We start from the raw sequence: 24,996 nt of genomic DNA, 5'->3' as shown, positions 1-24,996 counted from the left end.
GGGTCAGCTCCTTTCCGGGAAGCGGTTCAGGTCGCCGGGCAGGCGCGAGCCCAGCGGTGACATCCCGGCGCCGGCTCCGTGCCTGGCGAGGAGGTCGAGGGCGAGCCGGCCGCGGCGCACGCGCTCACGGGCGGTGTCGAGGGTGACGTCGCGCAGCTGCGCACCGTACGGGTAGATGGCCGGCGCCTTCGCGAGCCCGAACTTCAGGTAGAGCGGCGCGCCGCGCCGGATCAGCTCGGCGATCTCGTACATGCGGATGTAGCCGCCGAGGTCGTCCGGCGCCTCCACGTACATGTCCATCGGCGCGCCCGACACCCGGCGGATCTCCGTGAGGTGAGTGAGCGTCAGGTCACTCGGCACGTTGAGCGAGTCCGCGCCGAGCCGCTCGTACACGGCGTAGGCGGCCGGGTTGACCGGGCCGATCAGCGCGGACACCTTCAGCGTCGTGTCGGCCGGGATGATCCCCGCGGTCCGCGCGCGGTGCAGCGTCCACAGCACGCCCTCGTCGGCGACGAGCAGGCACTTGACGCCCAACTCCGTAGCCCGTACGGCGTCTTCGACACACCCGGCGACCGCGTCGTGCCCCCGGGCGCGCAGCCCGGCCCCGTGCGAGTCGGTGCGCACGGAGGCGCCGGTGTCCCAGGTGCCGCGCGGCCCCGTGAACAGGCAGAGCTCGATGTCGCGCTCGGCGGCCGTCTCCACCATCTCCGTGATCTCGGCGTCGGACAGCATCCACACGCCGCTGCCCTGGCTGATGCGGTGGATCGGCACGTCGAGCCGGGCGGACTCCTTGAGCACGACGCCGAGCGCCTCGGGCCCCTCGACCGAGGGAATCTCGACCCGCCAGGTGCCGCCGTCCGGGAAGGTGTGCGGGGAGGCGTCGGCGGGGTCGGGGGAGGGGGCGGAGAGGCCGAGGGCGGCGAGGGCGGGTTCGCCGGGCTGTCGGGGGAGGAGGGCGGAGGGGTCGGTCACGGTTTTCCTTTACGTTCGGCCACTTCGTTCGACATCTCGAACGAGGTTCGGTTCATGGGGCTTGCGTGGGGCGCTGCGGTGGTGCAGTCAGGGGCGCGGGGAACTGCGCGACCAGCCACACACGGCCCGCAGACGAAGCGAAGAGCTCAGGGAAGCAACAAGACCTTCCCGGTCTTGGGATCACCGCCCCCGACCAGGGCAACCGCTTCCTCGAACCGCTCCAGCGGAAACTGATGCGTGATGAGCGCCGCGGGATCGAGCAGCCCGAGACCGAACGCCCGCACCGCATCAGCCCAAGCCCCGGACGACGCCCCGAACACGGACCGCACCTCCAGCTGGCTGAGGGACAGATGCACGGGGTCGATCCCCACGGCCCCCTCCGTGAACATTCCGGTGAGCACCACCCGCCCGCCCCTGCGGGCGAGCAGACACGACGAAGCGGCAGTGGTCGGCGCCCCCGCCGTCTCGACGACGAGGTCGAAGGAGCCGTACGCCGACTCCGCCTCGGCGGGTGACAGGGCGTGGGTCGCCCCGAAGCCCAGCGCCAGCTGCCCGCGCGCTTCCCGCGGATCGACGACGGCCAGCTCGGCGGGGCTGCCCGCCGCGAGCAACTGCACCGCGAGCAGCCCGAGCGTCCCCGCGCCGACCACGGCGATCCGCTCGCCGGGCCGCGGCCGCCCCGCCCGCACCGCCGCCGCGATCACGGCGGACGGTTCGAGCAGCGCGGCGGCGCGGAGATCGGCGTCGTCGTGCAGCGGATGCAGCAGCCGCGCGGGCACGACGACGTGGTCGGCGAAGGCGCCGGGTTCGGTGAACCCGGTCTCCGCGTACCCGCCGCCGCACAGGCTCGTCTCGCCGTACCGGCACCGCTCGCAGACGCCGCACGCGCGAAACCCCTCGGCGACGGTCTTGCGCCCGGCGAGCGCCGGGTCGACCCCGTCGCCGACCGCCGCCACGGTCCCGGACCACTCGTGGCCAGGGATCACCGGGTAGCGGACGTACGCGGCGTCGCGGTGTCCGTCGTACACCTCGCGGTCGCTCATGCAGATCCCGGCGGCGGCCACCTCGACGAGGACCTCACCGGGGCCGGGCGCCGGGCGCGGCCCGGTGGTGAGGCGGTGCGAGCCGGGGCGGTCGATCACGATGGCGCGCGATGTCCCGGTCACAGCCGCTCCTGGGGTGTGGCGGGGGCGGGGGCGGGGGCGACCTCCGGGCGCCGGGGCGCCGAGCCGCGGAGAGGCGGCGGCGGGATTCTCACGCGTCGGCCCCGCCAGGAGTCCGCTTCTCCCAGCCCTCGGCCCACAGGTCGAACCGCGCCCGCTGCTGCGGGAACTCGGCCGCGGCGTCGGTGTCGAGCTCCACGCCGAGACCGGGCTCGTGCGACAGCTCGAAGCAGCCCGTCTCCGGGTCGACCTGGGGGGCGCCCTTCACGACCTTCTTGATGTCCGCGTCCGCGAAGTCGTTGAAGTGCTCCAGGATCTTGAAGTTCGGTGCGGTGAAGCCGACCTGGAGCGAGGCGGCGGTCAGGACCGGGCCGCCGACGTTGTGCGGGGCGACCAGCATGTAGTGCGTCTCAGCGGTGGCCGCGAGCTTGCGGGTCTCCCAGATGCCGCCGATGTGGCCGACGTCGGGCTGGAGGATGTCGACGGCCTGGCTCTCGAACAGCTCGCGGAACTCGATCCGGTCGTGGATGCGCTCACCGGTCGCCACCGGCATGTCCACCCTGGCGGCGACCTTCTCCAGTGCCTTGAGGTTCTCCGGCGGTACCGGCTCCTCCAGCCACGCGGGCCGGAACGGCGCCAGCTCGCGGGCGAGCCGGATCGCGGTGGACGGCGAGAACCGGCCGTGCATCTCCAGCATCAGCTCGGCGTCGGGCCCGATGGCGTCGCGCACGGCCTCGATCAGCGAGACGGCGTACAGGCTCTGCTCGTGGTCCAACTCGTAGTGGCCGGTCCCGAACGGGTCGATCTTCAGGGCGCGGTAGCCGCGCTCCATGACTCCCTGGGCGGCCTTGTGGTACGCCTCCGGGGTGCGCTCGGTGGTGTACCAGCCGTTCGCGTACGCCTTCACACGGTCGGTGACCTTCCCGCCGAGCAGCTGCCAGACGGGGACGCCGAGCGCCTTGCCCTTGATGTCCCAGCAGGCCATCTCGATGACGGCGATGCCCGACATCACGATCTCGCCGGCCCGGCCGTAGTCGCCGTACTTCATCCGGCGCACGAGGTCCTCGACCGCGAACGGGTCTGACCCCTTGATGTGATTGGCCTCCGCCTCGCGGAGGTATCCGATGAGCGCGTCGGTGTGGCCGAGCATGCGGGTCTCGCCGACACCGGTCAGACCCTCGTCGGTGTGGACCTGGACATAGGTGAGATTCCGCCACGGCGTGCCGACCACATGCGTGCTGATTCCCGTAATGCGCAAGGCAGTTGCCCCTTGACTTGTTCGGTATTTCGTCACACGTTCGAAATGCTGGCGTGACGTTATTCACGGTGGCCGGAAGGTGTCAATGGGTCGCGCGAAAAGGTCTTGGACGGGCCCCGCCTCCGTACCGCCGGGGACCGGGCGGCCATTGCGCCGCGAACTGCGCCGTGCCTACCCTGTGTTCGTCATATCGATCGGCGACCGAAGTTTCGGACAGCTTCGGCCGTGCAGGCTGGGAGGCCGAACTCATGGGACGACTGGTGCCCGCGGTGACCAGGTCGCTGGACATACTCGAACTGTTCCTGGAAGGGGACGGGACGTTCTCCGCGCCCGAGGTCACCCGCAGACTCCAGCTGCCGCGCACCACCGTGCACGAGCTGCTCACCACCCTGGCGGCCCGCTCGTACCTCGTCCAGATCCCGGATCAGCCGGGCCGCTACCGCCTCGGCGTGCGCACCTACCAGCTCGGCAGCCGGTACGCGGAACAGCTGGACCTCGCCGCCGAGGGGCAGCAGGTGGCCCGCGAGGTCGCGGAGACCTGCGACGAGACCGTCCACGTCGCGATCCTGGAGGACGCCGACGTCATCTACATCGCCAAGGTCGACTCCACCCACGCCGTCCGCATGGTCTCCGCGGCGGGCCGCCGCCTCCCCGCGCACTGCACCTCGGTCGGCAAGATGCTGCTGGCCTCGCTGCCCCCGGCCGAGCTCGAAAACCGGCTCAGGGGACGGGAGTTCACCGCCATGACCGCCGACAGCATCACCGACCCCGACGAGCTTCTCGCCGCCCTCGCCGACATCCGCGAACAGGGCGTCGCGGTCGAGCACCGGGAGTCCAACCCGGACGTCAGCTGCGTGGCGGCGCCGGTCCGGGACGGCGCGGGGCAGGTCGTCGCCGCGCTCTCCATCTCCGTGCCGATGATCCGCTGGAGCGAGGAGCGCGAGCGCGAGCTGGCCGAGCTCGCCGCCAAGGGCGCCGGTGACCTGTCGGTCCGCCTCGGCCACCGGGGCGCGCGATGACGCACGTGACGAGGCGCGCGTACGACGTGGCGGTGCGCGCCGAGGCCGCGCTCGGCGAGGGCCCCACCTGGGACGCGGCCACGAACTGCCTCATCTGGGTCGACATCCTCGGCTCGCGCGTCCACACGTACGACCCCGGGGACGGCCGCCGGACGGTCATGGCCACCGAACAGCACGTGGGCGCCGCCAAGCCCCGCGTCGGCGGCGGCCTCGTGGTCAACCTCCGCGACGGCATCGGCCTGTACGGTCCCGGCGGCGCACCCTTCACCTGGCTTGTGCACGACCCCGTGCCCGGCCGCCGCGGCAACGACGCCGCCGTCGCGCCCGACGGTGCGCTGTGGGCGGGCACCATGCGCTACGACGAGGCGCCCGGCGGCGGCAGCCTCACCCGTATCGGCCCCGACGGCACCGCGACCGAACTCCTCGGCGACGTCGCCGTCAGCAACGGCACGGGCTGGAGCCCCGACGGACGCCTCGTCTACTACGTCGACAGTCCCACGAGGCGTATCGACGTACTCGTCCATGACGGCCAACAGGTCCTGAACCGGAGGCCGTTCGCGCACATCGAAGAGAGTGCGGGCTTCCCCGACGGGCTCACCGTCGACGCCGACGGCTGCGTGTGGGTCGCGCTCTGGGACGGCGCGCAGGTCCGCCGCTACACGCCGGACGGGCGCCTCGACCGGACGGTGCGGCTCCCGGTGCGCCGCCCGACGGCCTGCGCCTTCGGCGGCCCCGCCCTGCGCGACCTGTACATCACCACGGCACGCACCGGCCTCGACCGTCCGCACCCCCTCTCGGGCTCGGTGCTGGTCGTGCCGGACGCGGGCCACGGGCTCCCTGGCGTGCCCTTCGCGGGCTGAACTCAGCGCTCGCGGTCCAGCGCGCGCAGGTACTTGCCGAACTTCTCCAGACCGTCGATGTTGCGCGGCCCGCTGATGCCCTCGTTGTAGTCGAGGACGAAGAAGTTGTTCTTCTTGACGGCGGGCAGCTCCTTCGTGTGCGGGGACTTCTTCAGGAACTCGATCTTCTTCTTCGCGGGCTGGTCGCCGTAGTCGAAGATGATGACGACCTCGGGCTCGGCCTTCGTCACGGCCTCCCAGTTGACCTGGGTCCAGCGCTCGTCGAGGCCGTCGAAGACGTTCCTGCCGCCGGCGCTCTTGATGATGTCGTTGGGCGGAACCTGGCTGCCGGCCGTGAAGGGCTGGTCGGTGCCGGAGTCGTAGAGGAACACCGGCACCCGCTCACCGTCCTTGGGCGCCTTCTTCTCCACCGCCGCGACCCGCTTCTTCAGGTCGGCGACGACCCGGTCCGCCTTCTTCTCGACCCGGAAGATCTTGCCGAGCCGCTCCAGGTCGCTGTAGAGCGCCTTGAACGGGGTGACCTTCTCCGGGTGTTCGGGGTAGTTGAAGCAGCTCTCCGTGTGCATGAAACTCTGGATGCCGAGCTTGTCCAGGATCTTCGGGGTGATGCCGCGCTGGTCGCTGAAGCCGGAGTTCCAGCCCGCGACGACGAAGTCGGACTTCGCCTCGACGACGAGCTCCTTGTTGAGCAGGTCGTCGCTGAGCATCTTCACCTTCGCGTACTCCGACGCCCAGGGGGACTCGCTCACCGGCGGGTTGGCGGGCGGCATCACGTACCCGTGGACGTGCTCGGTCAGGCCGAGGCTGAACAGCTTGTCGGCGCTGCCGCCCTCGTACGCCACCGCCCGCTGCGGGACCTTGTAGGAGACGGGCTCGCCGCAGCGCTTCACGGTGGTCTTCTCGGACGCCTTGGCGTCGCTGTCCGAGTCGACCTCGGCGCCGCAGCCGACGAGCAGCGTCAGCGCGAGCGCGGAACCGGCCGCGATGGATCGGGTGTGGGGCATGGGGAGTCGGTGCCTTTCAGAGGGACGTAGTGGAGGGACGTAGTGGTGGAGGGACGTTTCAGAGGGGCGTTTCAGAGGGGCGGGTGGAGCGCGTACAGAAGCTGCGGGTCGCCCGTCAACGGGTGCTTGATGACGCTGGCCTTCACGCCGAACACATCGGCCACAAGGTCTTCGGTGAGTACGTCCTCGGGGGTGCCGGAAGCCACGAGCCGCCCCTTCGACAGCACGCCGATCCGGTCGCAGGCCGCCGCCGCGAGATTCAGGTCGTGCAGGACGACGAGGACGGTGAGCCCGGCGCCGCGCAGATGCGAGAGGACCTCTATCTGATGGCGTACGTCGAGGTGGTTGGTCGGCTCGTCGAGGACGAGGACGCGCGGCTCCTGGACGAGAGCGCGGGCGAGCAGCACGCGCTGGCGCTCGCCGCCGGACAGGGTGAGGACGCCGCGCCCGGCCAGGTGGTGGATGTCGAGCCGCTCCATCGCCCGCACGCACAGCTCCCGTTCGCGGGCGGTGAGCGCCTGGTTGCCGCGCTGGTGCGGGGCCCGGCCGAGCGCGACGACCTCCTCGACCGTGAAGTCCAGCTCGACGGCGCCGTCCTGCGTCATGGCGGCGACGAGCTGCGCGCCGCGACGCATCGAGAGCCGGGAGATGTCGTCCCCGCCGACCCGGACGGTGCCCGTCGACGGACGCAGCGCCCGGTACACGCAGCGCAGCGCGGTCGACTTGCCGCTGCCGTTCGGGCCGACCAGGCCGACGACCCGGCCTGCGCCCACATCGAGCGACAGGTCGCGCACCAGGCTCTGGCCGTCGACGACGACCCCGAGCCCTTCGATCCGCAAGTCCGTCGCGGCACTCTCGACCGCTTCGTCACCCATCTCAACGCCCCCCGAACACATAGCCCTTGCGGCGCATCAGGCCGATGAACACCGGCACGCCGACGAGTGCCGTGATGACGCCCAGCGGCAGTTCGCGCGGCGCGACCACCGTCCGGGACAGCAGATCCACCCAGACCATGAACACCGCGCCGACCAGCGGCGCGACGGCGAGCACCCGGGCGTGCGTGGCACCGACGACCATCCGCACCAGGTGCGGCATGACGAGCCCCACGAAGCTGATGGCGCCGCTCACGGCGACCATCACCCCGGTGATCAGGGAGACGAGCACGAGCAGCGACTTGCGGTGCCGGTCGGGGCTGACGCCCAGACTCGCGGCGGTCTCGTCACCGAGGGCCAGGACGTCCAGCGCCCTGCCGTACCGGTACAGCGCGGCGACGCCGAGCAGCACGACCGCGGAGACGACGGGCAGCGTGCCCCAACTGGCGGCGCCGAAGCTGCCCATGGTCCAGTACAGGACCATCGCGGTCGCCTCGCTGTCCGGCGCGAAGTAGATGATCACGCTCATCACGGCCTGGAAGCCGAGCGACATGGCCACACCCGTGAGGACCAGGCGCAGCGGTGAGAGGGAGCCCCGGTCGCTCGACGCGGCGTACACGAGGAAGGACGCGACGAGCGCGCCGACGAACGCGCCCGCCGACACCGCGTACACACCGAGCGCGGCCAGGCCGCCGGTCACCGTCACACCGACCGCGCCCACCGACGCCCCCGAGGAGACGCCGAGGACGAACGGGTCGGCGAGCGCGTTGCGGACCATCGCCTGGATGGCCACGCCGACCGCGCTCAGACCGGCGCCGACCAGCGCGGCCAGCAGCACGCGCGGTGTCCGGATCTGCCAGATGATCTGGTACGTCGTCGTCTCGTCGGCGCCGATGCGGCCGCCGCTGAGCGCCGCCCACAGATAGCGGGCGGTCTCGGCGGGCGACACATAGGCGGCGCCCAGGCCGATCGCCACGACGACCGACACGACCAGCACGGCGAACAGGGCGACACAGGTCAGCGCCAGGGCCCTGGGCGACGCGAGCCGCTCCCGCACCGCGGTCCGGGGCCGCGTCGGGCCGCTCGGCGGCGCCGCCTCGACGGTGGTGCTCACGCGGCACCTTCCTCGGACGTGCCGCGCGGCACCAGGGCCGCCGCGCCGAGCGCCGCGATGACCAGGGCGCCGAAGGCGGCCGCGGTCCCGGGGTAGCCGGCCAGACCGAGACCGGCACCGCCGAGCGCCGCGCCGACGAACACGCCGAGGCTCTGGCCCGCCGCGTTCAGGCTCAGCGCCGAGCCGCGCAGCGTGGTCCCGCAGCGGCGCACGATGAGGCTGACCACGCACGCGGCGACGATCGCGTGACTCGCCGCGTGGAGCGCGGTCATGGCGAGGGCCAGCGGCAGCCAGTGCGTGAAGTAGAAGCCCACGACGGAGACGAGGGCGGCGACCAGGCCGATGGCGAGCAGGCGTTCCGTACCGACGCGCGGCTCGGCGGAGTTGGTGATCCGCCCGGTGAGGAGGTTGCTGACGAAGAACGCCGCGCCGCTCAGCGTCCACACGAAGGCGAAGAGCCCGGCGTCGAGGTCGAACCGCTCCTCGTAGAAGGCCGCGAGGTACGACAGGTAGCCCATGAAGACGGCGGTGCGCAGGAACCCGATCAGCAGCAGCGGCACCGCGCCGCGCACGGCCGCGAGGGCCTTGAACGAGGCGAGATAGCCGAGGCGCGGGGTGCTTTCGGCGGCCTCGGAGCCGTCCGCCTCCCGGTGCTTTCCGCGCCGGGCCACGAAGACCACCGCGAGCAGCAGCGACACCACGGTCACGCCGAACAGGTCGCCCTGCCAGCCCCAGAACAGCGCGGGCAGCGCGATGACGGGCGCGGCGAGCATGGCGGTCATGGACTGGGTGGCCGTGACGAGGGTCGCCGCGCGTCCCGCCGCCTTGCCGGTGCCGAAGCGGTCGGCGGCCGCGGCGGTCAGCGCCGGGTTCAGCACGGACGTACTGGCGCCGATCAGCAGGCAGAACACGGCGAGCAGGGCGAAGTTCCCGGCGGCGCCGAGCGCGGCCGACAGCCCGAGCAGGACGAGGGCGCCCGCCGCGGCCCACTCCTTGGGCACCCGGTCGATGAGCGGGGCCAGCGCGGTGCCGACCAGCAGGGCGGCCAGTCCGCCGAGCCCGCGCAGGCCGCCCATCGCGGCGACGCTGCTGCCCGCCTCGTCGGCGATGGGCACGAGATACGTGCTGAAGACGGTGAACGGCAGCAGGCCGACCGCCGAGGCGAGCAGCACGGGCCACAGTGCGCGGGCCATCCGCAGGTCGCCGGGCACCGGCTCCACCGCCGGCCCCACCGGTTCCGCCGGTGCGGTGTCCTTGGTGGCGTCGACGCTCACGCTGCCTCTCCGTTCGGGGCGAGGGCGGCGCGGTAGCGGTACATCGGCGTGGGATCGGCGCTGAACTGGGAGAATGTGAACGGCTCCGCGTTGAGCCCGGTGACGCCCGCGCCGAGGAAGGCGCGGGCGACGGCGCTGCCGCTCTGCGCGTAGACGATCAGCGGCACGCCGTGCTCGACGCAGTGCCGCAGGATCAGGTCGAAGGTGCCGTTGCTGAGCGTCATGCCCGTGGCGACGACCGCGTCGGCCTGGGCGAGCACCTCGGTCATGTCGTCGGTGACGGGCTCGTCCCACGCGGTCGTCCGCAGGTTCAGGTCGCAGGGCAGGCAGACGCCGCCCCGCTCCCGTATCGCCGCGACGAGCGGGTTGACCACACCGATCAGGGCGACCTTCGCGCCGGGCTCGATGTCGAGCAGCCCGGCGATGGCCGCGTCGCGGGCCTCGGCGCGCACCTCGGGCGTGCCGGCCGGCAGCATGACGCGCTCCGCGTCGCCGGTGTCGCGGTGCGGGCGCACCCGGGCGAGGTAGGCGTCGAGGGCGGCGGTCCGCACGGGCGCCGACTCGTCGCGCAGCAGCTTGTCCAGGGAGTGGCCCGAGGCGTTCTCGCAGAAGCCCGGGGCGAGTTCACCCGCCTCGAAGGAGCAGGCGCCGAAAGAGTCGCCGACGCGGAGCAGCAGATAGTGGTTGTGGTACGTGACGTCGCCGCCGGCGAGCCGGGTGGTGTTGTAGAGCCAGAACGCGCTGGTGACGGTGGATTCGGCCGGGTCGGGGCCGTACGCGCCCGACAGGACGGCGTCGGTGAGCTCCGCGACGGTGTGGGGCGTGGGGTGTGACATGTGTGTTCTCTCTGGGTAGCCGGAGGGTCGGGCGGAGGGGGCAGGCGGAGGGATCAGGCGAAGGGGCCAGGCGAAGGGGCCAGGCGAAGGGATCAGGCGAAGGGATCAGGCTGCGGCGGGCGGCCAGGCCGTCGTGGACCAGGGGTGCTTGAGGTCGCCGAGCGAGGTGATCTCGTGCGGCTTCAACGTGTCGATGTCCAGGGCCTGTTCGTGCCGGGCGTAGGCGCTCTCGACGTAGCGGTGTCCGGTGTCGGCCGCGATGAAGACGTAGGTGCGCGTGTCGTCCCTGCGCCGCTCCCACAGCGCGCTCAGATAGGCGGCGCCCGCCGAGAGCCCGGCGAAGATGCCGCTGGCGCGCAGCAGGGAGACCGCGCCGGACAGGGCGCTGTCGAAGTTCACCCAGTGCACGCGGTCGTACAGCTCGTGCCGGACGTTGCGGAACTCGATGGCGCTGCCGATCCCCGCGATGATCATGTCGGGGTCCGCGACGTGCTCGGAGCCGAAGGTGACGCTCCCGAAGGGCTGTACGCCGACGAGCGACACATCGCGGCCCGCCTCGCGCAGATAGGTGGCGAGGGCCCCGGTCGAGGCGCCCGAGCCCACGCCGCCGACGAGCGCGAGGGGGTCCGTGGGCAGATCCCTGCCGATCTCCTCGGCGACCTCGCGGTAGCCGTAGTAGTGGATGTCGTCGTGGTACTGCCGCATCCAGTGGTACGAGGGGTTGTCCGCGAGGATCTCGGCGATGCGCCGCACCCTCAACTCCTGGTCGAGGCGCAGGTCCTTGGACGGCGCGACCTGCTCCAGGGTGGCGCCGAGTATCTCCAGCTGCACCCGGGTCGAGCGGTCGACCGTGGTGGAGCCCACGATGTGGCACTTCATTCCGTAGCGGTGGCAGGCGAGCGCGAGGGCCTGGGCGTAGATGCCGCTGGAGCTGTCGATGAGGGTGTCGCCCGGCCGGACGGCCCCCGTTTCGAGGAGGTGCCGGACGGCCCCGAGGGCGGAGTAGATCTTCATGGTCTCGAAGCGGAGGCAGGCCAGATCCGGTGCCAGGGATATGAGGTCGGGTCTTTTCACCGCTTCTGCGATGTGTGCGTGCATGGCTGGGAGCCCCCGTAGCGATGAGCGGGCAGGGAGGGGCGCCGGGGGAGTGCGGGCAGCCCCCGGAGCGGCCCCGGAACGCCGAGAGCATCACACTAGATGAAAATGATTGTCAAGAGCGGGTAAGTTCGGCACACTGGTCCGCGCGGGGTGCCGGGACGTGCGCGCCGCCATGTCGAGAGGAGTCGCGTGAAGCTGTTCCAGGAGGCCGTGGCCCGGTCTCACCCGGTGCGACCGCCACGGGTGCCGCGACAGGGCCCACCGCCGAGGACGGGGGTGGGCACCGCCTTCGGCACCTTCGGCGAACTGCTCCAAGGTGTCCTGCCGGAGGCGGACGGGGACTTCCTCGTGACGCTGCCCGTCGCGCGGTGGACGATGGCCACCTTCCGGGAGGGGTCCGACTCGGGCGAGCTCGAGGTCTGGCCGCCGCGCAAGACCAAGGCGCTCCAACTGGCCCGGATGATCGCCGACTTGGCGCCGCGCGTACGGGGGCCGGGGGCCGCGCCGCCCGGCGGAGTGCTCACCGTCAGCAGTGTGATCCCCGAGGGCAAGGGCCTCGCCAGCTCGTCCGCCGATCTCGTCGCCACCGCCCGTGCGGTCGGCCAGGCCCTCGACGTCGCCATGCCGCCCGCCAGGATCGAGCGGCTCCTGTCCCGCATCGAACCCACCGACGGCGTGCTGTACCCCGCCATCGTCGCCTTCCATCACCGCAGCGTCCGGCTCCGCTCGGTCCTCGGCGCACTGCCCGCCATGGCGGTCGTCGGCATCGACGAGGGCGGCTCGGTGGACACCGTGGACTTCAACCGCATCCCCAAGCCCTTCACGGCCGCCGACCGGCACGCCTACGCGGACCTTCTCGAACGGCTCACCGCCGCCGTACGCCGCCACGACCTGGCGGAGGTCGGCCGGATCGCCACGCGCAGTGCCCTGATGAACCAGACCCTGCGCCACAAGCGGTCGTTGGAGCCGATGCGCGAGATCTGCCGCGAGGTCGGCGGGCTCGGCGTGGCGGTCGGCCACAGCGGTACGACCCTCGGCGTGCTGCTCGACGCCACGGACCCGGCGTACACGCGGCGCGTCACCGCCGCGGCACAGGCGTGCGGGGAGCTGGTGGGCGGCGGCCCGGCAGGAGGCGGGGTGACGGTCTACCGCACCCTGACCTTCGGGCGCCCCGACGCGCGGGCGCCCCATCCCGCCGCCCCTGCCCCGTCCCCCACGCGCACCGCGCCCACCGCGCCCACCGCGCCCCCCGCGCCCCCCGCGCCCACCGCGCCCACCGCGCGCACCACGCCCACCGCGCGCACCGCACCCGCCGCACCCGCCGCACCCGGCACGGTCGGAGCGCCTCCCACCCCTGTCGCACCCGTCGCCCCCGCCCCCGCCCCCGCCCCCCGAACCGGCCAGGACGTCCCGTGACGACGAGATCCCGGCTCGGGCGCGGAGAGGAGCGCCGCCGTCCCGACCCGGGGCCCGAGGCCGGCGTGCGCAGGACGCGGCAGCGTGCCGCCGTTCTCGAAACCCTCGGGCAGTGCGGCGAATTCGTCTCCGCGCAGGAACTGCACGCCCTGCTCGCCGGGTCCGACCGGGCGGTCGGCCTCACCACCGTCTACCGCGCGCTGCGCGAACTCGACCGCGCCGGTCTGGTCGACGTCGTGCGCGACGAGACCGGCGAACGCCTCTACCTGCGACGTCCCACCGACGAGCACCGCCACTACCTGATCTGCCGCCGCTGCGGCCGGAGCCGTCCGGTGGACGCCGGCGCGGTCGAGGCGTGGGCGGAGCACCTGGCGGAGACGACGGGTTTCGCCGAGCTGGAGCACACGCTCGAACTCAGCGGGGTGTGCGGGGAGTGCCGTCCTGCGGGCGCCACGCCGAACGGCGCAGGAGGCGGAGACCGTTGAGGCCCACCAGGATCGTGGAGCCCTCGTGGCCCGCGACGCCGAGGGGGAGGGGCAGGTGGCCCGCCAGGTCCCAGATCACGAGGGCGCTGATACAGACGGAGGCGATGACGAGGTTCTGCACCACGACGCGCCGGGCGCGGCGGGAGAGCGCCACGACCGCAGGAACCGCGGCGAGTTCGTCGCGCACCACGACGGCGTCCGCGGTCTCCAGGGTCAGGTCGGACCCGGTGCCGCCCATGGCGACGCCGGTGTGCGCGGCGGCGAGCGCGGGCGCGTCGTTGACGCCGTCGCCGACGATAAGGACCCGCTCGCCGCGCTCCTCCCACTCCCGTACGGCGGCGACCTTGTCCTGCGGGAGCAGTCCGGCCCGCACGTCCGTGATCCCCGTCTCCCGGGCCGTCGGGGCGGCGGCCCGTGCACTGTCACCGGTCAGCAATGTCGGCTCGGTGCCGGTGAGGTGACGCAGGGCGGCCACGGCTTCGGCGGCTCCGGGGCGCGGCAGGTCGGTGAGGTGCAGGGTGGCGACGGGGAGGCCGTCGACCAGGACCACGGAGACGGTGCGGGAGTCGTCCTCCGGCAGCTCCACAGCGGCCGCGCCGACGAGCCGGTCCGGGCTGCCGACCTCCACCGCGCGGCCCGCGACGACCGCCCGCACGCCGCGCCCCGGCTCCGCCGCGAAGTCCCGCGCGGGTGCCAGGGGGAGTCCCCGTTCGCGCGCCGCGGCGACCACGGCGCGGGCCAGCGGATGTTCCCCGGCGTGCTCGGCCGACGCGGCGAGCGCGAGCACCTCGTCCTCGGTCAGGTCCGTGCCGGGCAGCGCCCGGATGTCGGTCAGCCGGGGCGCGCCCTCGGTGAGCGTCCCCGTCTTGTCCAGGGCGGCCTTGGTCACCTCGCCCAGGCGCTCCATCACGACGGCGGACTTGACGAGCACGCCGTGCCGTCCTGCGTTGGCGATGGCCGACAGCAGCGGCGGCATGGTGGCGAGCACCACCGCGCAGGGCGACGCCACGATCATGAAGGTCATCGCCCGCAGCAGTGTCGCGGTGAAGTCGGCGCCGAGCGCGAGCGGGACGGCGAAGAGGGCGAGGGTGGCGACCACCACGCCCACCGAGTACCGCTGTTCGACCTTCTCGATGAACAACTGCGTCGGCGCCTTCGTCCCGCTCGCCTCCTCGACCATGGCGACGATCCGGGCGATGACGGAGTCCGAGGGGTCACGGCCGACGCGGACACGCAGCACGCCCGTGCCGTTGAGGGTGCCCGCGAACACCTCGTCACCCGCCGACCTGGGCACGGGCAGCGGTTCGCCGGTGATGGTGGCCTGGTCGACCTCGCTGCGGCCGTCGAGCACGACGCCGTCGGCGGGCAGCCGCTCCCCGGGCCGTACGAGGACGGTGTCGCCGACCCGCAACGCGTCGACCCCCACCCGCTCTTCCCGGGCCTCCCCGCCAGCTCCGCCGATCCGCACCGCCATGGCCGGGGCCAGGTCGAGCAGTCCGCGCACGGAGTCGGTGGTGCGCCGGGTCGCCAGGGCCTCCAGGGCACCGGACACCGCGAAGATGACGATGAGCAGGCCGCCGTCGAGGAACTGCCCGATGGCGGCGGCGCCGAGAGCCGCGACCACCATCAGCAGGTCGACGTCGAGGCTCCGCTCCCGCAGCGCCCCGAGCCCCGCCACGGTCGGCTCCCAGCCGCCGGCGACGTAACAGAGGGCGTAGAGCGGGCCCCAGAGCCAGCCGGGCGCTCCGGAGAGTTCGAGCGGGCACGCGAGCAGGAAGGCGGCCGTGGCCAGCGCGGCCCAGCGGGCCTCGGGCAGGGCGAGGAGCCGGGTGCGGCGCGGCCGGGCGGGGGAGGGAGGGGCGGGGGCCGGGCACGGCCGGTCGCCGACCAGGGCGGAGGACATCGGAGCACACCTCTTCGTGGACGGGGCAGGGCGAGGGGCCGCGCGGCGGTGCGGGCCGGGGAGCCCTCGCGGACGGCCCTCACCATAGCGGAACACATGAAGAGGTCTTCAAGTGTATGACGAGTAGGATTGCCGCATGGGACACGGAGTCGACAGCAAGATCAGCCCTGCGACGCACCTGGACGCGGACTCCGCCGCCACGATCGCCGCCACGCTCCAGGCGCTGGCCACGCCGTCCCGGCTGATGATCCTCACCAAGCTGCGCCAGGGCCCGTGCGGTGTCGGCGCGCTCGCCGAGGCGGTCGGCATGGAACAGTCGGCGGTCTCCCACCAGTTGCGCCTGCTGCGCGCCCTCGGCCTCGTCACCGGCGCCCGAGAGGGTCGCCGCATCGTCTACAGCCTCTACGACAACCACGTGGCCCAGCTCCTGGACGAGGCCGTCTACCACATCGAGCATCTGCGCCTCGGCGCACGGGACGTGGCCGTGCGCGGGGACGCCGGCTGAGGGTCATTCGAGCGCGGGCAGTGCCGGGCCGCGGTCGAGGCCGTGCGGAGCGGGGTGCACGGCGGTGCGCTCGGCCAGGTCGTCGACGACGTCGAGCAGGCTTCCCGTGTGCGCGTGGACGGAGCGCTGCCGCTCGGCACCGCCGCCGTACGCGATGAGCTGCCGCAGGACCGCGGTGACCGGGGCGAGTTCGCCGTGCTCCTCCAGAGCCGGCCGCACGTACGCGAGGAGCTGTCGGACCTGGTGCCGGGCCGGCACGAGGCGGCCGGTCCGCGGGTCGAGGCTGTGGCCGGTCAGGCCGTCGCGGGCGCAGCGCCAGTACGCGGCGCGCAGCAGGGAGTCGTCCATGGCGGGACCGGGGTCGCCGCGGCGCACCCGCTCCAGGGCCTGGACCACCAGCGCCCGTACGAGGACGGCCAGGACGGCGGCCTCCTCGACGCTCGCGGTGACGTCCATCGCCCTGATCTCCACGGTGGGCAGATGCGCGCACGGTCGCACGTCCCAGTAGAGCGAGCGTTCGCCGAGGGTCGCGCCGGTCTCCTGCAGTGAGGCCGCGAGCGCGTCGTAGTGCGCGGCCGACGAGAAGTACGGCGGAGGTCCCGTCACGGGCCACCGCGTGGCCCCCAGCGTCCGCCAGCTGCAGTAGCCGCTGTCCCGCTCCTCCCAGAAGGGCGAGTTCGCCGACAGCGCCACGAGGGTGGGCAGCCACGGTCGCAGATGGTTGCTGACCAGGACGGCGTGGTCGCGGTCGGGCACCTGTACGTGCACGTGGAGGCCGCAGAAGGCGAAGGTGTCGTACAGCGACCGGAACGTCTGGAGCTGCGCGAGGTAGTGGGGGTCGGTGCTGAGCGGTATCGGCGTGCGCATGCCCAGCAGGGGTGTGGCGGAGGCGACGGGGCGCAGGCCCTCGTCGGCGGCGGCCGAGGTGACGGCCCCGCGGACCCGGCGCAACTGGTGGAGGAGTTCGCCCAGGGTCCCGCAGGGCGGCGTCTTTCCCTCGATCTGGTACTCGGACGCCTCACCGGTGGCGAGGTCCCCGACCACCGGCTTCAGGCGGGGCAGGACCCGGGAGGCTGCTGCGACGACGGCACGGTGCGAGGCGTCGACGAGGAAGTACTCCTCCTCGACGCCGACGGTGGGAAGGTGATCCGCCATGCGTGTCGTGTCCTCCTCGGAGAGGGGCGGGTGACGCGTGTCTGTCCACCTTCCTCGCCCGCGGCCCGGACGGCGAGCCCGCGAGGCCGGACCTCAGCGGTGCACGCCCACTCCGGACAGGCCGGGGGCGAGTTCCGGCCGTAGTACCAGGTCGTCGTCGTAGGCTCCGCCGTTCTCGTGGCGGAAGGGCAGCGGACGCGCGGTGTGCAGGGTGCGCAGGCGCTCGCGCAGCCCGGCCGCGGCGCGCTCGTGACCCGCCTTGGAGAGCCGGTCGGCGCCGTACACGACGAACGGCGGGAGCGCCGCCATGCCCGTGTACCAGAACGTGCCGTGCAGCAGCGGGAACAGCACTTGGTCCAGCTGGCCGTGGATGCCGCGCGGGCCGAAGCCCGAAGCGCGGGCGCCGACCGACGTGATCACGAGTGCGCGCTTGCCGGCCAGGCCGCCGTCCCCGTACCGCAGCGTCCGGCCGTCGGGCCCCTTGATGCCGAAGCCGAAGCCCTGGACGAGTACGCGGTCGAACCAGCCCTTGAGGATCGCGGGCGGCCCGAACCACCAGAGCGGGAACTGGAAGACGAGCGTGTCCGCCCAGGCGATCTTCTCCTGCTCCCGCACGATGTCCTCGCTCAACGTCCGTTCTGTGTGGGCGCGTTCCTGCTCGGCGCCCACGAACAGCCGCTCGTGCGAGGCGCCCCCGAAGTCGTCCGCGTCCACCACGGCCTTCCAGCCCATGCCGTACAGATCCGACGTGCGGTGCTCGTGCCCGAGGGAATCCAGCGCGCGCAGCCCCTCGGTCATCAGCGAGCCGCCCAGCGAGCGCCGTTCCGGATGTGCGAATACCCAGAGAATCTTCATGCCCCGATCCTGCGCGGCGGTCCGCACGCGTCACGAGTGGCCAGAAGGCCATGGCCCGCAAGGATCTGGCCACCTTTGGTCGCCCGGGAACTCACGGACGGCCGCATCCGACTCCTGGAGCGGTGCGGACCGACCGGGTCCATGCCTTGGCGCGATCCAGGAGCGGTGATGGCTGACGACAGACGGTGGAGATTCGTGCCACCGCCCGCGCTCTGCGGCTTCCTCGTGCTGCTGGTGCTGGTCTTCGCCGCGTCGTACGCCGTGGGGAAAGCGGTCGGACCGGTCGCGCCCGGCATGCACGAGTCAGGCACGGACTACCGGCCCACCGACGAGGGTGACGGCGGCGGGGGCGGCACGCACGGGGGCGGCCACTGATGGACACCGGAACGACGGACGCCGCCGTCACCACCGACCTGACCGTCACCACCGATCTCACCGTCGGCGGCATGACCTGCGCGGCCTGCGTGAAACGGGTCGAGAAGCGGCTCGGGCGACTGGACGGAGTGAGCGCCACGGTCAACCTCGCGACCGGCCGCGCCCGGGTGAACCACCCGCCGCACGTCACACCGGACGAACTCGCCACCACCGTCCGACAGGCCGGGTACACGGCCGAGCTGCCCGCGCCTCCCGAGCCGTCCCACGGGCAACGGCCCCTGGAAGCAGGGGAGTCGGCGGAAACAGGAGCCGACCAGCGGCGGCAGCGGCAGCAGCTCCTGGTCACCGCTCTCCTCGCGGCACCCGTCCTCGTCCTCTCCATGGCACCCGCCCTGCAGTTCCGCAACTGGCAGTGGCTGTGCTTCGCGCTCGCCGCGCCGGTCGCCACCTGGGGCGCGTGGCCGTTCCACGTGCGCGCGCTGCGCGGCCTGCGGCACTCCGCGGCGACCATGGACACGCTGGTCTCGCTCGGTGTCGCGGCGTCCTTCGGCTGGTCGGCGTACGCGCTCTTCCTCGGTGGCGCGGGCGTCCCGGGCATGACGATGCCGTTCAGCCTGCTGCCCTCCGCCGGCGACGGCACCGCGCACGTCTACCTGGAAGCGGCCGTCGGCGTCCCGCTGTTCGTCCTCGCCGGACGGTTCCTGGAGGCGCGGGCCCGGCACGGCACCGGGGCGGCCCTGCGCTCCCTCGCGGAGCTCACGGTCAAGGACGTCGCGGTACGGGAGGGCGACACCGAGCGGACCGTCCCGCTGCGTGAGTTGGGCGTCGGACAGGTCTTCGTGGTGCGGCCCGGCGAACGGGTCGCCACCGACGGGGCCGTCGTGGAAGGCAGCTCCGCCGTGGATCTGTCGCTGGTCACCGGGGAGAGCGAACCCGTCGAGGTCGGGCCGGGCTCCGAGGTGACGGGCGGCGCCGTCAACGCGGGCGGGCTGCTCCTCGTCCGCGCCACAGCGGTCGGCGCCGACACCCGACTTGCCCACATCACCCGCCTGGTGACGGAGGCTCAGGCCGGCAAGGCGGCAGCGCAACGGCTCGCCGACGCCGTGGCCGGAGCGTTCGTACCGGTGGTGCTCGCGCTCGCCGCCACGGTCCTCGGCTTCTGGCTCGGCGCCGGAGCCGACCCGCAGGCCGCCGTCACCGCCTGCGTCGCCGTGCTCGTCGTCGCCTGCCCGTGCGCCCTGGGCCTCGCCACCCCCACCGCCCTCATGGCCGCCACCGGACGCGGCGCCCAGCTCGGCATCCTGGTCGGCGGACCCCGCGCCCTCGAAGCCCTGCGGCACATCGACACCGTCGTCCTCGACAAGACCGGCACCCTCACCACAGGACACATGAGCGTCACCGAGGTCACGGTGACGCCCGACGGCATCGGCCGGGAGGCGGTGCTGCGCCTCGCCGGGGCCGTGGAGCAGGGCTCGGAACACCCGCTGGGCCGGGCGATCACCTCGTACGCGAAGAAGTCCCTGCCCGACGGGGCGCTGCCGCCGGTGCGGGAGTTCGGCGCCGAGACGGGGCGGGGCGTCCGCGGCCGCGTCGACGGGCACCTGGTCGAAGTCCGCGCGCCCGACGACGAGTTGACGGGACCGCTCGCCCGCGCGCTGACACAGGCCGAGGACGCCGCGCACACCGCCGTCCTCGTCCGGGTCGACGGCGTACCCGAAGCGGTCGTCGCGGTCGGCGACCCGGTGCGGCCGGGAAGCTACCGTGCCGTGGACCGTCTGCGGCGCCTCGGGGTGCGCCCGGTCCTCGCCACCGGCGACCGCGAGGCCACGGCCCGCGCCGTCGCCGCCGACCTGGGCATCGACGACGTGCACGCCCGCTGCACCCCCGAGGGCAAGGCCGCTCTCGTACGGGAGGCGAAGGCGCGAGGACACCGGGTCGCGGTCATCGGCGACGGCGTGAACGACGCCGCCGCGCTGGCCCGCGCCGACCTCGGGATCGCCATGGGCGGCGGCGCCGACGTGGCGATCGGGGCCGCCGACGTCACGCTCGTGCGTGGCGACATCGAAGCCGTCGCGGACGCGGTCCTGCTCGCCCGCCGCACCCTGCGCACGATCCGCGCCAACCTCCTGTGGGCCTTCGGCTACAACGCCGTCACGGTGCCGCTCGCCGCGGTGGGCCTGCTCAACCCCATGGTCGCCGCCGCGGCCATGTCGGCGAGCTCCCTGCTGGTGGTCGGCAACAGCCTGCGGCTGCGCACCTGGCGGCCGACGCGCGGCCCGTCCCCCGGCGGGGCGCGGCGCGGCACGCGGGGAGGCGCGCGATGAGCGGCGAACCGCACCCCTGGCGGCCGTCCCGCCGCAGGCTCCGCGAGGCCCTCGACGCCGCGCTCCTGCCCGTCATGGTGTGCGCCGTCGCCCTGAGCCTGCTGACCGCGTGGACCAGGTTCGGCGCCGCGGGCAGCCCGGCCCGCGTCGAGGTCGCTCCCGGCTCGGTCTTCCTGCCGCTGGACGGCACCCGGGAGACCGCGGCGTTCTTCCGGATCACCAACTCCGGCGGCTCCGACGACGTGCTGACGTCGGTGGCGTCCCCGGAACTCGACGACGTGATGCTCAGCCGGTACACGCCGAGGGGCCGCGGCGCCGCCGGCATGCGTATGGTGCGCTCCGCCGCCGTCCCGGCCGGTGAGGGCCTCACCATGACACCGCAGGGCGTGGACATCATGGTGCGGCCGCGCGAGCCGCTGCGCCTCGGCGACACAATCCCGTTCGTCCTGACCTTCCGGCACGGCGGGACCGTCAGGGCGGAGGCGGTGGTGATCGGCCCGTCCGCCTGGAGCCCCGAGTCCGAGTCCTAGCTCTGTGTATGCGGTCCGGGTGCCGCCGCCGTCGAGGCCAGGAAGTCGTCGAGCAGGGCGGTCTGCAGCTCCACGGAGAACCGGTCGGGGTCGAAGAGGGCCTGGACGACGAGTCCGTGGGTGAAGGCGACGAGGGTCGCGGCGAGCCGCTCGGGGTCGGCGCCGGCGGGCAGCTCGCCGAGGTCGCGGGCGGCTTCCAGGTGGGGGCGGAGCGCCGCGCGCAGCCGGGTGTAGCGGGCGGCCTGCTCGGCGGCCAGCCGGTCGTCGGCGAGGGAGAGGTCCCAGGAGCTGACCCAGACGCGGTTGCGGGCGGTGTCGCCCGGGGTCACCGGCAGGATGTCCAGGAGCATGGCGCGCACGGTGGCGAGCCCCGGCGCGGGGCGCTCCCGGCGTGGACGTTCGTCGGTGCGCTTCTCCAGCAGGTCCAGGGCGTGCGTGATCAGGGCCCGTTTGGTCGGGAAGTAGTGCATCAGCATGCCGGTCGACACCCCCATCGCGGCGGCGACGGCACGCAGGGTCAGCCCGCCGAACCCCTTGTCGGCGAGGACCTGCCACACCGCCTCGGAGACGTCCTTGCGGCGGGCTTCACGGTCTCCGGGTGCGGGCGGCATGCTGCTACCTTACGTACCGAACGCTTGTTACGTACCACGAGAGCGAGACTGCCGTGTTCACTCTGCCGCTCGGTGACGATGCCCTGCTCCGCCCGCTGGAGCCGTGGCAGGCGCCCGAATTCCTCGCCCACATGGACCGCGCCCGGCCCATCGTCGACCCGTGGATACCCTGGGCGGCCCTCAGTACCGACCTCGAATCGGCCACGACCACCCTCCAGCGCTACGCCGACCGGCAGGCCGCGGACGCCGGCCGCATCTACGGCATCTGGCTGGCGGGCACCCTGGTCGGCGGCGTCCTGTTCCCCCGCTTCGACGCCGACACCGGGGTGTGCGAGATCGGGTGCTGGCTGGAGCCGGCCGGGGAGGGGCGCGGCCTGGTCAACCGGGCCTCCCGCGCGCTGATCGACTGGGCGTTCCGCGCACGCGGCATGAGCCGCGTCGAATGGTGGGCCGCCACGGGCAACACCCGCAGCATCGAGGCCGCGCGCCGCCTCGGCATGACCCGCGACGGTGTGCTGCGCAAGCACTCCCCGTACCGGGGCGTGCGCCGCGACATCGAGGTGTGGTCGGTCCTCGCCGACGAGTGGCCGCCCGCCGGACAGGCGCCCCGCGGGGCGTCCGCATCCGCCGACCAGGCCGAACTCGACCGGCTGATGGCCGTGTTCACCGGCGCCTTCACCAACACCGGCGGGCGCCGGCCGGACCTCGGCGTCATCCGCGACATCTTCATCCCGCAGGGCAGGATCATCGCGAACGTCGGGGACGAACCGGTGATCTACGACCTCGACGCGTTCATCGAACCCCGGCAGAAGATGCTCACCGACGGGACGCTGACGGAGTTCTCGGAATGGGAGGTCTCCCAGCGCACCGAGATCTTCGGCTCCGTCGCCCACCGGTTCAGCGCCTACCGCAAGTCCGGCCACCACAACGGAGAGTGGTTCGAGGGGTCCGGCCACAAGACCACCCAGTACCTGCGCACCCCGGACGGCTGGCGGATGTCCTCACTCGCCTGGGACGACGCACCCGCCACCGCCGTCGGACAGCCGCCCGGGAGCTCCGTCTAGACTCGCTGCCCATCGTGAGCTGTTTGCGGCTCCGACCCGAGGGGATGGGAGAGGGTTATGAAGATCCTCATCAGCGCCGACATGGAGGGCGCCACCGGCGTCACCTGGCCGGCCGACGTGCTGCCCGGCACCCCGCAGTGGGAGCGGTGCCGGGCCATGTTCACCTCGGACGTCAACGCCGCGGTGCTTGGCTTCCTCGACGGCGGTGCCGACGAGGTGCTCGTCAACGAAGCGCACTGGACCATGCGCAACCTCCTCCTGGAGGAGCTGGACGACCGCGTCGAGATGCTCACCGGACGGCACAAGGCGCTCTCCATGGTGGAGGGCGTGCAGCACGGCGACGTGGACGGCATCGCGTTCGTCGGCTACCACGCGGGCGCCGGCATGGAGGGCGTCCTCGCGCACACCTATCTCGCCAACCAGATCACCGGCGTCTGGGTCAACGGCGTGCGGGCCAGCGAGGGACTGCTCAACTCGCACGTCGTCGCCGAGTACGGCGTCCCCGTCGTGCTCGTCACCGGCGACGACCTCGCCTGCGAGGACGCCCTCGGCTACGCCCCCGGCGCGCTGAAGGTCGCCGTGAAGGACCACGTCTCGCGGTACGCGGCGGTCTGCCGCACCCCGGCCCGCACCGCCGCGGACATCCGCGCGGCGGCGAAGGAGGCCGCCGGGCTCGCCGGCCGCCACGAGCCGGTGGCCGGCGGACCGTTCACGGTGGAGGTCGAGTTCGACGCCGAGCACCTCTCCATGGCGGCGACCGTCGTGCCGGGCGTGCGCCGTACGGGGGAGCGCAAGGTCGCTTACGACAGCGAGACGATGTACGAGGGGATCCGTACCTTCAAGGCGGTTACGACGATCGCCTCTGCCGCCGTGGAGGAGCAGTATGGCTAGTCAGCAGACGGTTCAGGTGCAGGTGCAGGAGTCCGGGGAGCAGGAGTCCGGGGAGCGGGAGGCCGGGGAGCAGGGGCCCGCGGATCAGGTGGACGCGCGGGCGCTCGACGAGGTCGTGACGTTCACCTCCGAGCTCATCCGCATCGACACCACCAACCGCGGCGGCGGCGAATGCCGCGAGCGGCCCGCCGCCGAGTACGCCGCCGAGCGCCTCGCCGACGCGGGCCTGGAGCCGACGCTCCTGGAGCGCACCCCGGGCCGTACGAACGTCGTCGCCCGCATCGAGGGCACCGATCCGGGCGCCGACGCCCTGCTCGTCCACGGCCACCTGGACGTGGTGCCCGCCGAGGCCGCCGACTGGAGCGTCCACCCGTTCTCCGGGGAGATCCGCGACGGCGTCGTGTGGGGCCGGGGCGCGATCGACATGAAGAACATGGACGCGATGATCCTGTCCGTGGTCAGGAACTGGGCCCGGGCGGGGGTACGGCCCCGGCGCGACATCGTGATCGCCTTCACCGCCGACGAGGAGGCCAGCGCCGCCGACGGCTCGGGCTTCCTCGCCGACCGGCACGCCGCGCTCTTCGAGGGCTGCACCGAAGGCGTCAGCGAGTCCGGCGCCTTCACCTTCCACGACGGCCGCGGCAACCAGATCTACCCCATCGCGGCGGGGGAGCGCGGCACCGGCTGGCTGAAGCTCACCGCGCGCGGCAAGGCGGGCCACGGCTCCAAGGTCAACCCGGCGAACGCGGTGAGCCGGCTGGCCGGCGCCATCGCCCGCATCGGCGAGCACCGGTGGCCGGTCCGGCTCACCCCGACCGTGCGCGCCTCGCTCGTCGAACTGGCCACGCTCTACGGCCTGGAGACCGATCCGGAAGCGCCCGGCTTCGACGTGGACGCGTTCATGGAGAAGCTCGGGCCGACCGCCGACCTCGTCGCGCCGACGGTCCGCAACAGCGCCAATCCGACGATGCTGCAGTCGGGTTACAAGGTGAATGTGATTCCTGGTGAGGCAGTGGCGTACGTGGACGGCCGCTTTCTGCCCGGCGGCGAGGAAGAGTTCCACCGAACGCTTGACCGGCTCACCGGGCCTGACGTCGACTGGGAGTTCCATCACCGCGAGGTGGCGTTGCAGGCGCCGGTCGACTCGCCGACGTACGCGCGCATGCGGGCGGCCGTCGAGGAGTTCGCGCCGGAGGGCCACGTCGTGCCGTACTGCATGTCGGGCGGCACGGACGCCAAGCAGTTCTCGCGGCTCGGCATCACCGGCTACGGCTTCTCGCCGCTGAGGACACCGGAGGGCTTCGACTACCAGGCGTTGTTCCACGGAGTCGACGAGTGCGTCCCCGTCGACGCGCTGCACTTCGGTGTCCGCGTCCTCGACCGCTTTCTGCGTACGGCCTAGCGAAAATGGG

At 72.9% G+C, this 24,996-nt stretch carries 24 protein-coding genes; 11 read left to right on the top strand and 13 right to left on the bottom strand.

Going from position 1 to position 24,996, the window contains the following annotated elements; translation table 11 throughout:
• Positions 1 to 3: 3 nt before the first annotated feature.
• From AB0N81_RS23835 to AB0N81_RS23825, 3 genes are all read right to left on the bottom strand, one after another.
• Positions 4 to 972, bottom strand: coding sequence for a hypothetical protein (locus tag AB0N81_RS23835; protein ID WP_365361473.1), 969 nt, complete (start codon positions 970 to 972; stop codon positions 4 to 6).
• 146 nt (positions 973 to 1,118) lie between these two features.
• A complete protein-coding gene (locus tag AB0N81_RS23830) occupies positions 1,119 to 2,138 on the bottom strand; it encodes an alcohol dehydrogenase catalytic domain-containing protein (RefSeq protein WP_365361471.1) in 1,020 nt (339 codons plus the stop codon).
• 88 nt (positions 2,139 to 2,226) lie between these two features.
• Positions 2,227 to 3,393 carry a mandelate racemase/muconate lactonizing enzyme family protein gene (locus AB0N81_RS23825; RefSeq protein WP_365361469.1) on the bottom strand — a complete coding sequence of 389 codons (1,167 nt, stop codon included), beginning with the start codon at positions 3,391 to 3,393 and terminating at the stop codon, positions 2,227 to 2,229.
• Positions 3,394 to 3,641: 248 nt separating this feature from the next.
• Here AB0N81_RS23825 and AB0N81_RS23820 point away from each other — a divergent pair, with 248 nt between their 5' ends.
• A complete protein-coding gene (locus tag AB0N81_RS23820) occupies positions 3,642 to 4,412 on the top strand; it encodes an IclR family transcriptional regulator (RefSeq protein WP_365361467.1) in 771 nt (256 codons plus the stop codon).
• The gene (locus tag AB0N81_RS23815) at positions 4,409 to 5,272 is read left to right on the top strand and encodes an SMP-30/gluconolactonase/LRE family protein (RefSeq protein WP_365361465.1); all 864 of its coding nucleotides are present in this window, start codon (positions 4,409 to 4,411) and stop codon (positions 5,270 to 5,272) included. Before AB0N81_RS23820 ends, AB0N81_RS23815 begins: the two co-directional genes overlap by 4 nt.
• 2 nt (positions 5,273 to 5,274) lie before the next feature.
• Here AB0N81_RS23815 and AB0N81_RS23810 read toward each other — a convergent pair whose 3' ends face one another.
• The 6 genes from AB0N81_RS23810 to AB0N81_RS23785 form a co-directional block, all read right to left on the bottom strand.
• Positions 5,275 to 6,276 (bottom strand): ABC transporter substrate-binding protein, encoded by a 1,002-nt coding sequence (locus AB0N81_RS23810; RefSeq protein WP_365361463.1) that lies wholly within the window; start codon positions 6,274 to 6,276, stop codon positions 5,275 to 5,277.
• A 71-nt stretch (positions 6,277 to 6,347) separates the two neighbouring features.
• The gene (locus AB0N81_RS23805; RefSeq protein ID WP_365361461.1) at positions 6,348 to 7,151 is read right to left on the bottom strand and encodes an ABC transporter ATP-binding protein; all 804 of its coding nucleotides are present in this window, start codon (positions 7,149 to 7,151) and stop codon (positions 6,348 to 6,350) included.
• A gap of 1 nt (position 7,152) precedes the next feature.
• Positions 7,153 to 8,205, bottom strand: a complete 1,053-nt coding sequence (locus tag AB0N81_RS23800; protein WP_365361623.1) for an iron ABC transporter permease — start codon at positions 8,203 to 8,205, stop codon at positions 7,153 to 7,155.
• A gap of 53 nt (positions 8,206 to 8,258) precedes the next feature.
• The gene (locus AB0N81_RS23795; RefSeq protein WP_365361459.1) at positions 8,259 to 9,536 is read right to left on the bottom strand and encodes an MFS transporter; all 1,278 of its coding nucleotides are present in this window, start codon (positions 9,534 to 9,536) and stop codon (positions 8,259 to 8,261) included.
• Positions 9,533 to 10,372, bottom strand: a complete 840-nt coding sequence (locus tag AB0N81_RS23790; RefSeq protein WP_365361457.1) for a DUF364 domain-containing protein — start codon at positions 10,370 to 10,372, stop codon at positions 9,533 to 9,535. Before AB0N81_RS23790 ends, AB0N81_RS23795 begins: the two co-directional genes overlap by 4 nt.
• 105 nt (positions 10,373 to 10,477) lie before the next feature.
• Positions 10,478 to 11,470, bottom strand: coding sequence for a pyridoxal-phosphate dependent enzyme (locus tag AB0N81_RS23785; protein WP_365361455.1), 993 nt, complete (start codon positions 11,468 to 11,470; stop codon positions 10,478 to 10,480).
• Between the two features lie 276 nt (positions 11,471 to 11,746).
• Between AB0N81_RS23785 and AB0N81_RS23780 the strand changes: the two genes are divergently transcribed.
• Positions 11,747 to 12,886, top strand: coding sequence for a kinase (locus tag AB0N81_RS23780; RefSeq protein WP_365361453.1), 1,140 nt, complete (start codon positions 11,747 to 11,749; stop codon positions 12,884 to 12,886).
• 65 nt (positions 12,887 to 12,951) lie between these two features.
• A complete protein-coding gene (locus AB0N81_RS23775; RefSeq protein WP_365361621.1) occupies positions 12,952 to 13,371 on the top strand; it encodes a transcriptional repressor in 420 nt (139 codons plus the stop codon).
• On the opposite strand, the gene AB0N81_RS23770 is transcribed toward AB0N81_RS23775, so the two are convergent.
• Positions 13,301 to 15,274 carry a heavy metal translocating P-type ATPase gene (locus tag AB0N81_RS23770; RefSeq protein ID WP_365361451.1) on the bottom strand — a complete coding sequence of 658 codons (1,974 nt, stop codon included), beginning with the start codon at positions 15,272 to 15,274 and terminating at the stop codon, positions 13,301 to 13,303. The genes AB0N81_RS23775 and AB0N81_RS23770 overlap by 71 nt on opposite strands.
• Positions 15,275 to 15,410: 136 nt before the next feature.
• Between AB0N81_RS23770 and AB0N81_RS23765 the strand changes: the two genes are divergently transcribed.
• Complete coding sequence (locus AB0N81_RS23765) at positions 15,411 to 15,779, top strand: metalloregulator ArsR/SmtB family transcription factor (RefSeq protein WP_365361449.1); 369 nt, start codon at positions 15,411 to 15,413, stop codon at positions 15,777 to 15,779.
• Between the two features lie 3 nt (positions 15,780 to 15,782).
• Here the strand turns inward: AB0N81_RS23765 and AB0N81_RS23760 are convergent, their stop codons facing one another.
• A complete protein-coding gene (locus AB0N81_RS23760) occupies positions 15,783 to 16,934 on the bottom strand; it encodes a glutamate--cysteine ligase (protein WP_365361447.1) in 1,152 nt (383 codons plus the stop codon).
• A gap of 93 nt (positions 16,935 to 17,027) precedes the next feature.
• Complete coding sequence (locus AB0N81_RS23755) at positions 17,028 to 17,789, bottom strand: NAD(P)H-dependent oxidoreductase (protein WP_365361445.1); 762 nt, start codon at positions 17,787 to 17,789, stop codon at positions 17,028 to 17,030.
• 141 nt (positions 17,790 to 17,930) lie between these two features.
• Between AB0N81_RS23755 and AB0N81_RS23750 the strand changes: the two genes are divergently transcribed.
• Genes AB0N81_RS23750 through AB0N81_RS23740 form a run of 3 tightly spaced genes read left to right on the top strand, consistent with a single transcriptional unit; the run spans position 17,931 to position 21,018 of the window.
• Positions 17,931 to 18,164 (top strand): hypothetical protein, encoded by a 234-nt coding sequence (locus AB0N81_RS23750; RefSeq protein WP_365361618.1) that lies wholly within the window; start codon positions 17,931 to 17,933, stop codon positions 18,162 to 18,164.
• Positions 18,164 to 20,488 (top strand): heavy metal translocating P-type ATPase, encoded by a 2,325-nt coding sequence (locus AB0N81_RS23745; RefSeq protein WP_365361443.1) that lies wholly within the window; start codon positions 18,164 to 18,166, stop codon positions 20,486 to 20,488. Before AB0N81_RS23750 ends, AB0N81_RS23745 begins: the two co-directional genes overlap by 1 nt.
• Positions 20,485 to 21,018 (top strand): copper chaperone PCu(A)C, encoded by a 534-nt coding sequence (locus AB0N81_RS23740; RefSeq protein WP_365361441.1) that lies wholly within the window; start codon positions 20,485 to 20,487, stop codon positions 21,016 to 21,018. Before AB0N81_RS23745 ends, AB0N81_RS23740 begins: the two co-directional genes overlap by 4 nt.
• Here AB0N81_RS23740 and AB0N81_RS23735 read toward each other — a convergent pair.
• Complete coding sequence (locus tag AB0N81_RS23735; RefSeq protein WP_365361439.1) at positions 21,015 to 21,629, bottom strand: TetR/AcrR family transcriptional regulator; 615 nt, start codon at positions 21,627 to 21,629, stop codon at positions 21,015 to 21,017. The two genes, AB0N81_RS23740 and AB0N81_RS23735, sit on opposite strands and share 4 nt — an antisense overlap.
• Positions 21,630 to 21,682: 53 nt before the next feature.
• Between AB0N81_RS23735 and AB0N81_RS23730 the strand changes: the two genes are divergently transcribed.
• From AB0N81_RS23730 to AB0N81_RS23720, 3 genes are read left to right on the top strand one after another with little or no spacing between them, the layout of a single operon-like run.
• Positions 21,683 to 22,693: a GNAT family protein gene (locus AB0N81_RS23730; RefSeq protein WP_365361437.1), complete on the top strand. Its 1,011-nt coding sequence runs from the start codon at positions 21,683 to 21,685 to the stop codon at positions 22,691 to 22,693.
• Positions 22,694 to 22,750: 57 nt separating this feature from the next.
• The gene (locus tag AB0N81_RS23725) at positions 22,751 to 23,584 is read left to right on the top strand and encodes a M55 family metallopeptidase (RefSeq protein ID WP_365361435.1); all 834 of its coding nucleotides are present in this window, start codon (positions 22,751 to 22,753) and stop codon (positions 23,582 to 23,584) included.
• The gene (locus AB0N81_RS23720) at positions 23,577 to 24,986 is read left to right on the top strand and encodes a M20/M25/M40 family metallo-hydrolase (RefSeq protein ID WP_365361433.1); all 1,410 of its coding nucleotides are present in this window, start codon (positions 23,577 to 23,579) and stop codon (positions 24,984 to 24,986) included. The genes AB0N81_RS23725 and AB0N81_RS23720 overlap by 8 nt, the downstream gene beginning before the upstream one ends.
• The last annotated feature ends 10 nt before the right edge of the window (positions 24,987 to 24,996 follow it).

The sequence above is a fragment of the Streptomyces sp. NPDC093510 genome, assembly GCF_040683555.1.
Taxonomy (GTDB): Bacteria; Actinomycetota; Actinomycetes; order Streptomycetales; family Streptomycetaceae; genus Streptomyces.
The sequence above is the reverse complement of the archived record's forward strand: the minus strand, read 5'-3'. Positions and strand labels throughout refer to the sequence as shown.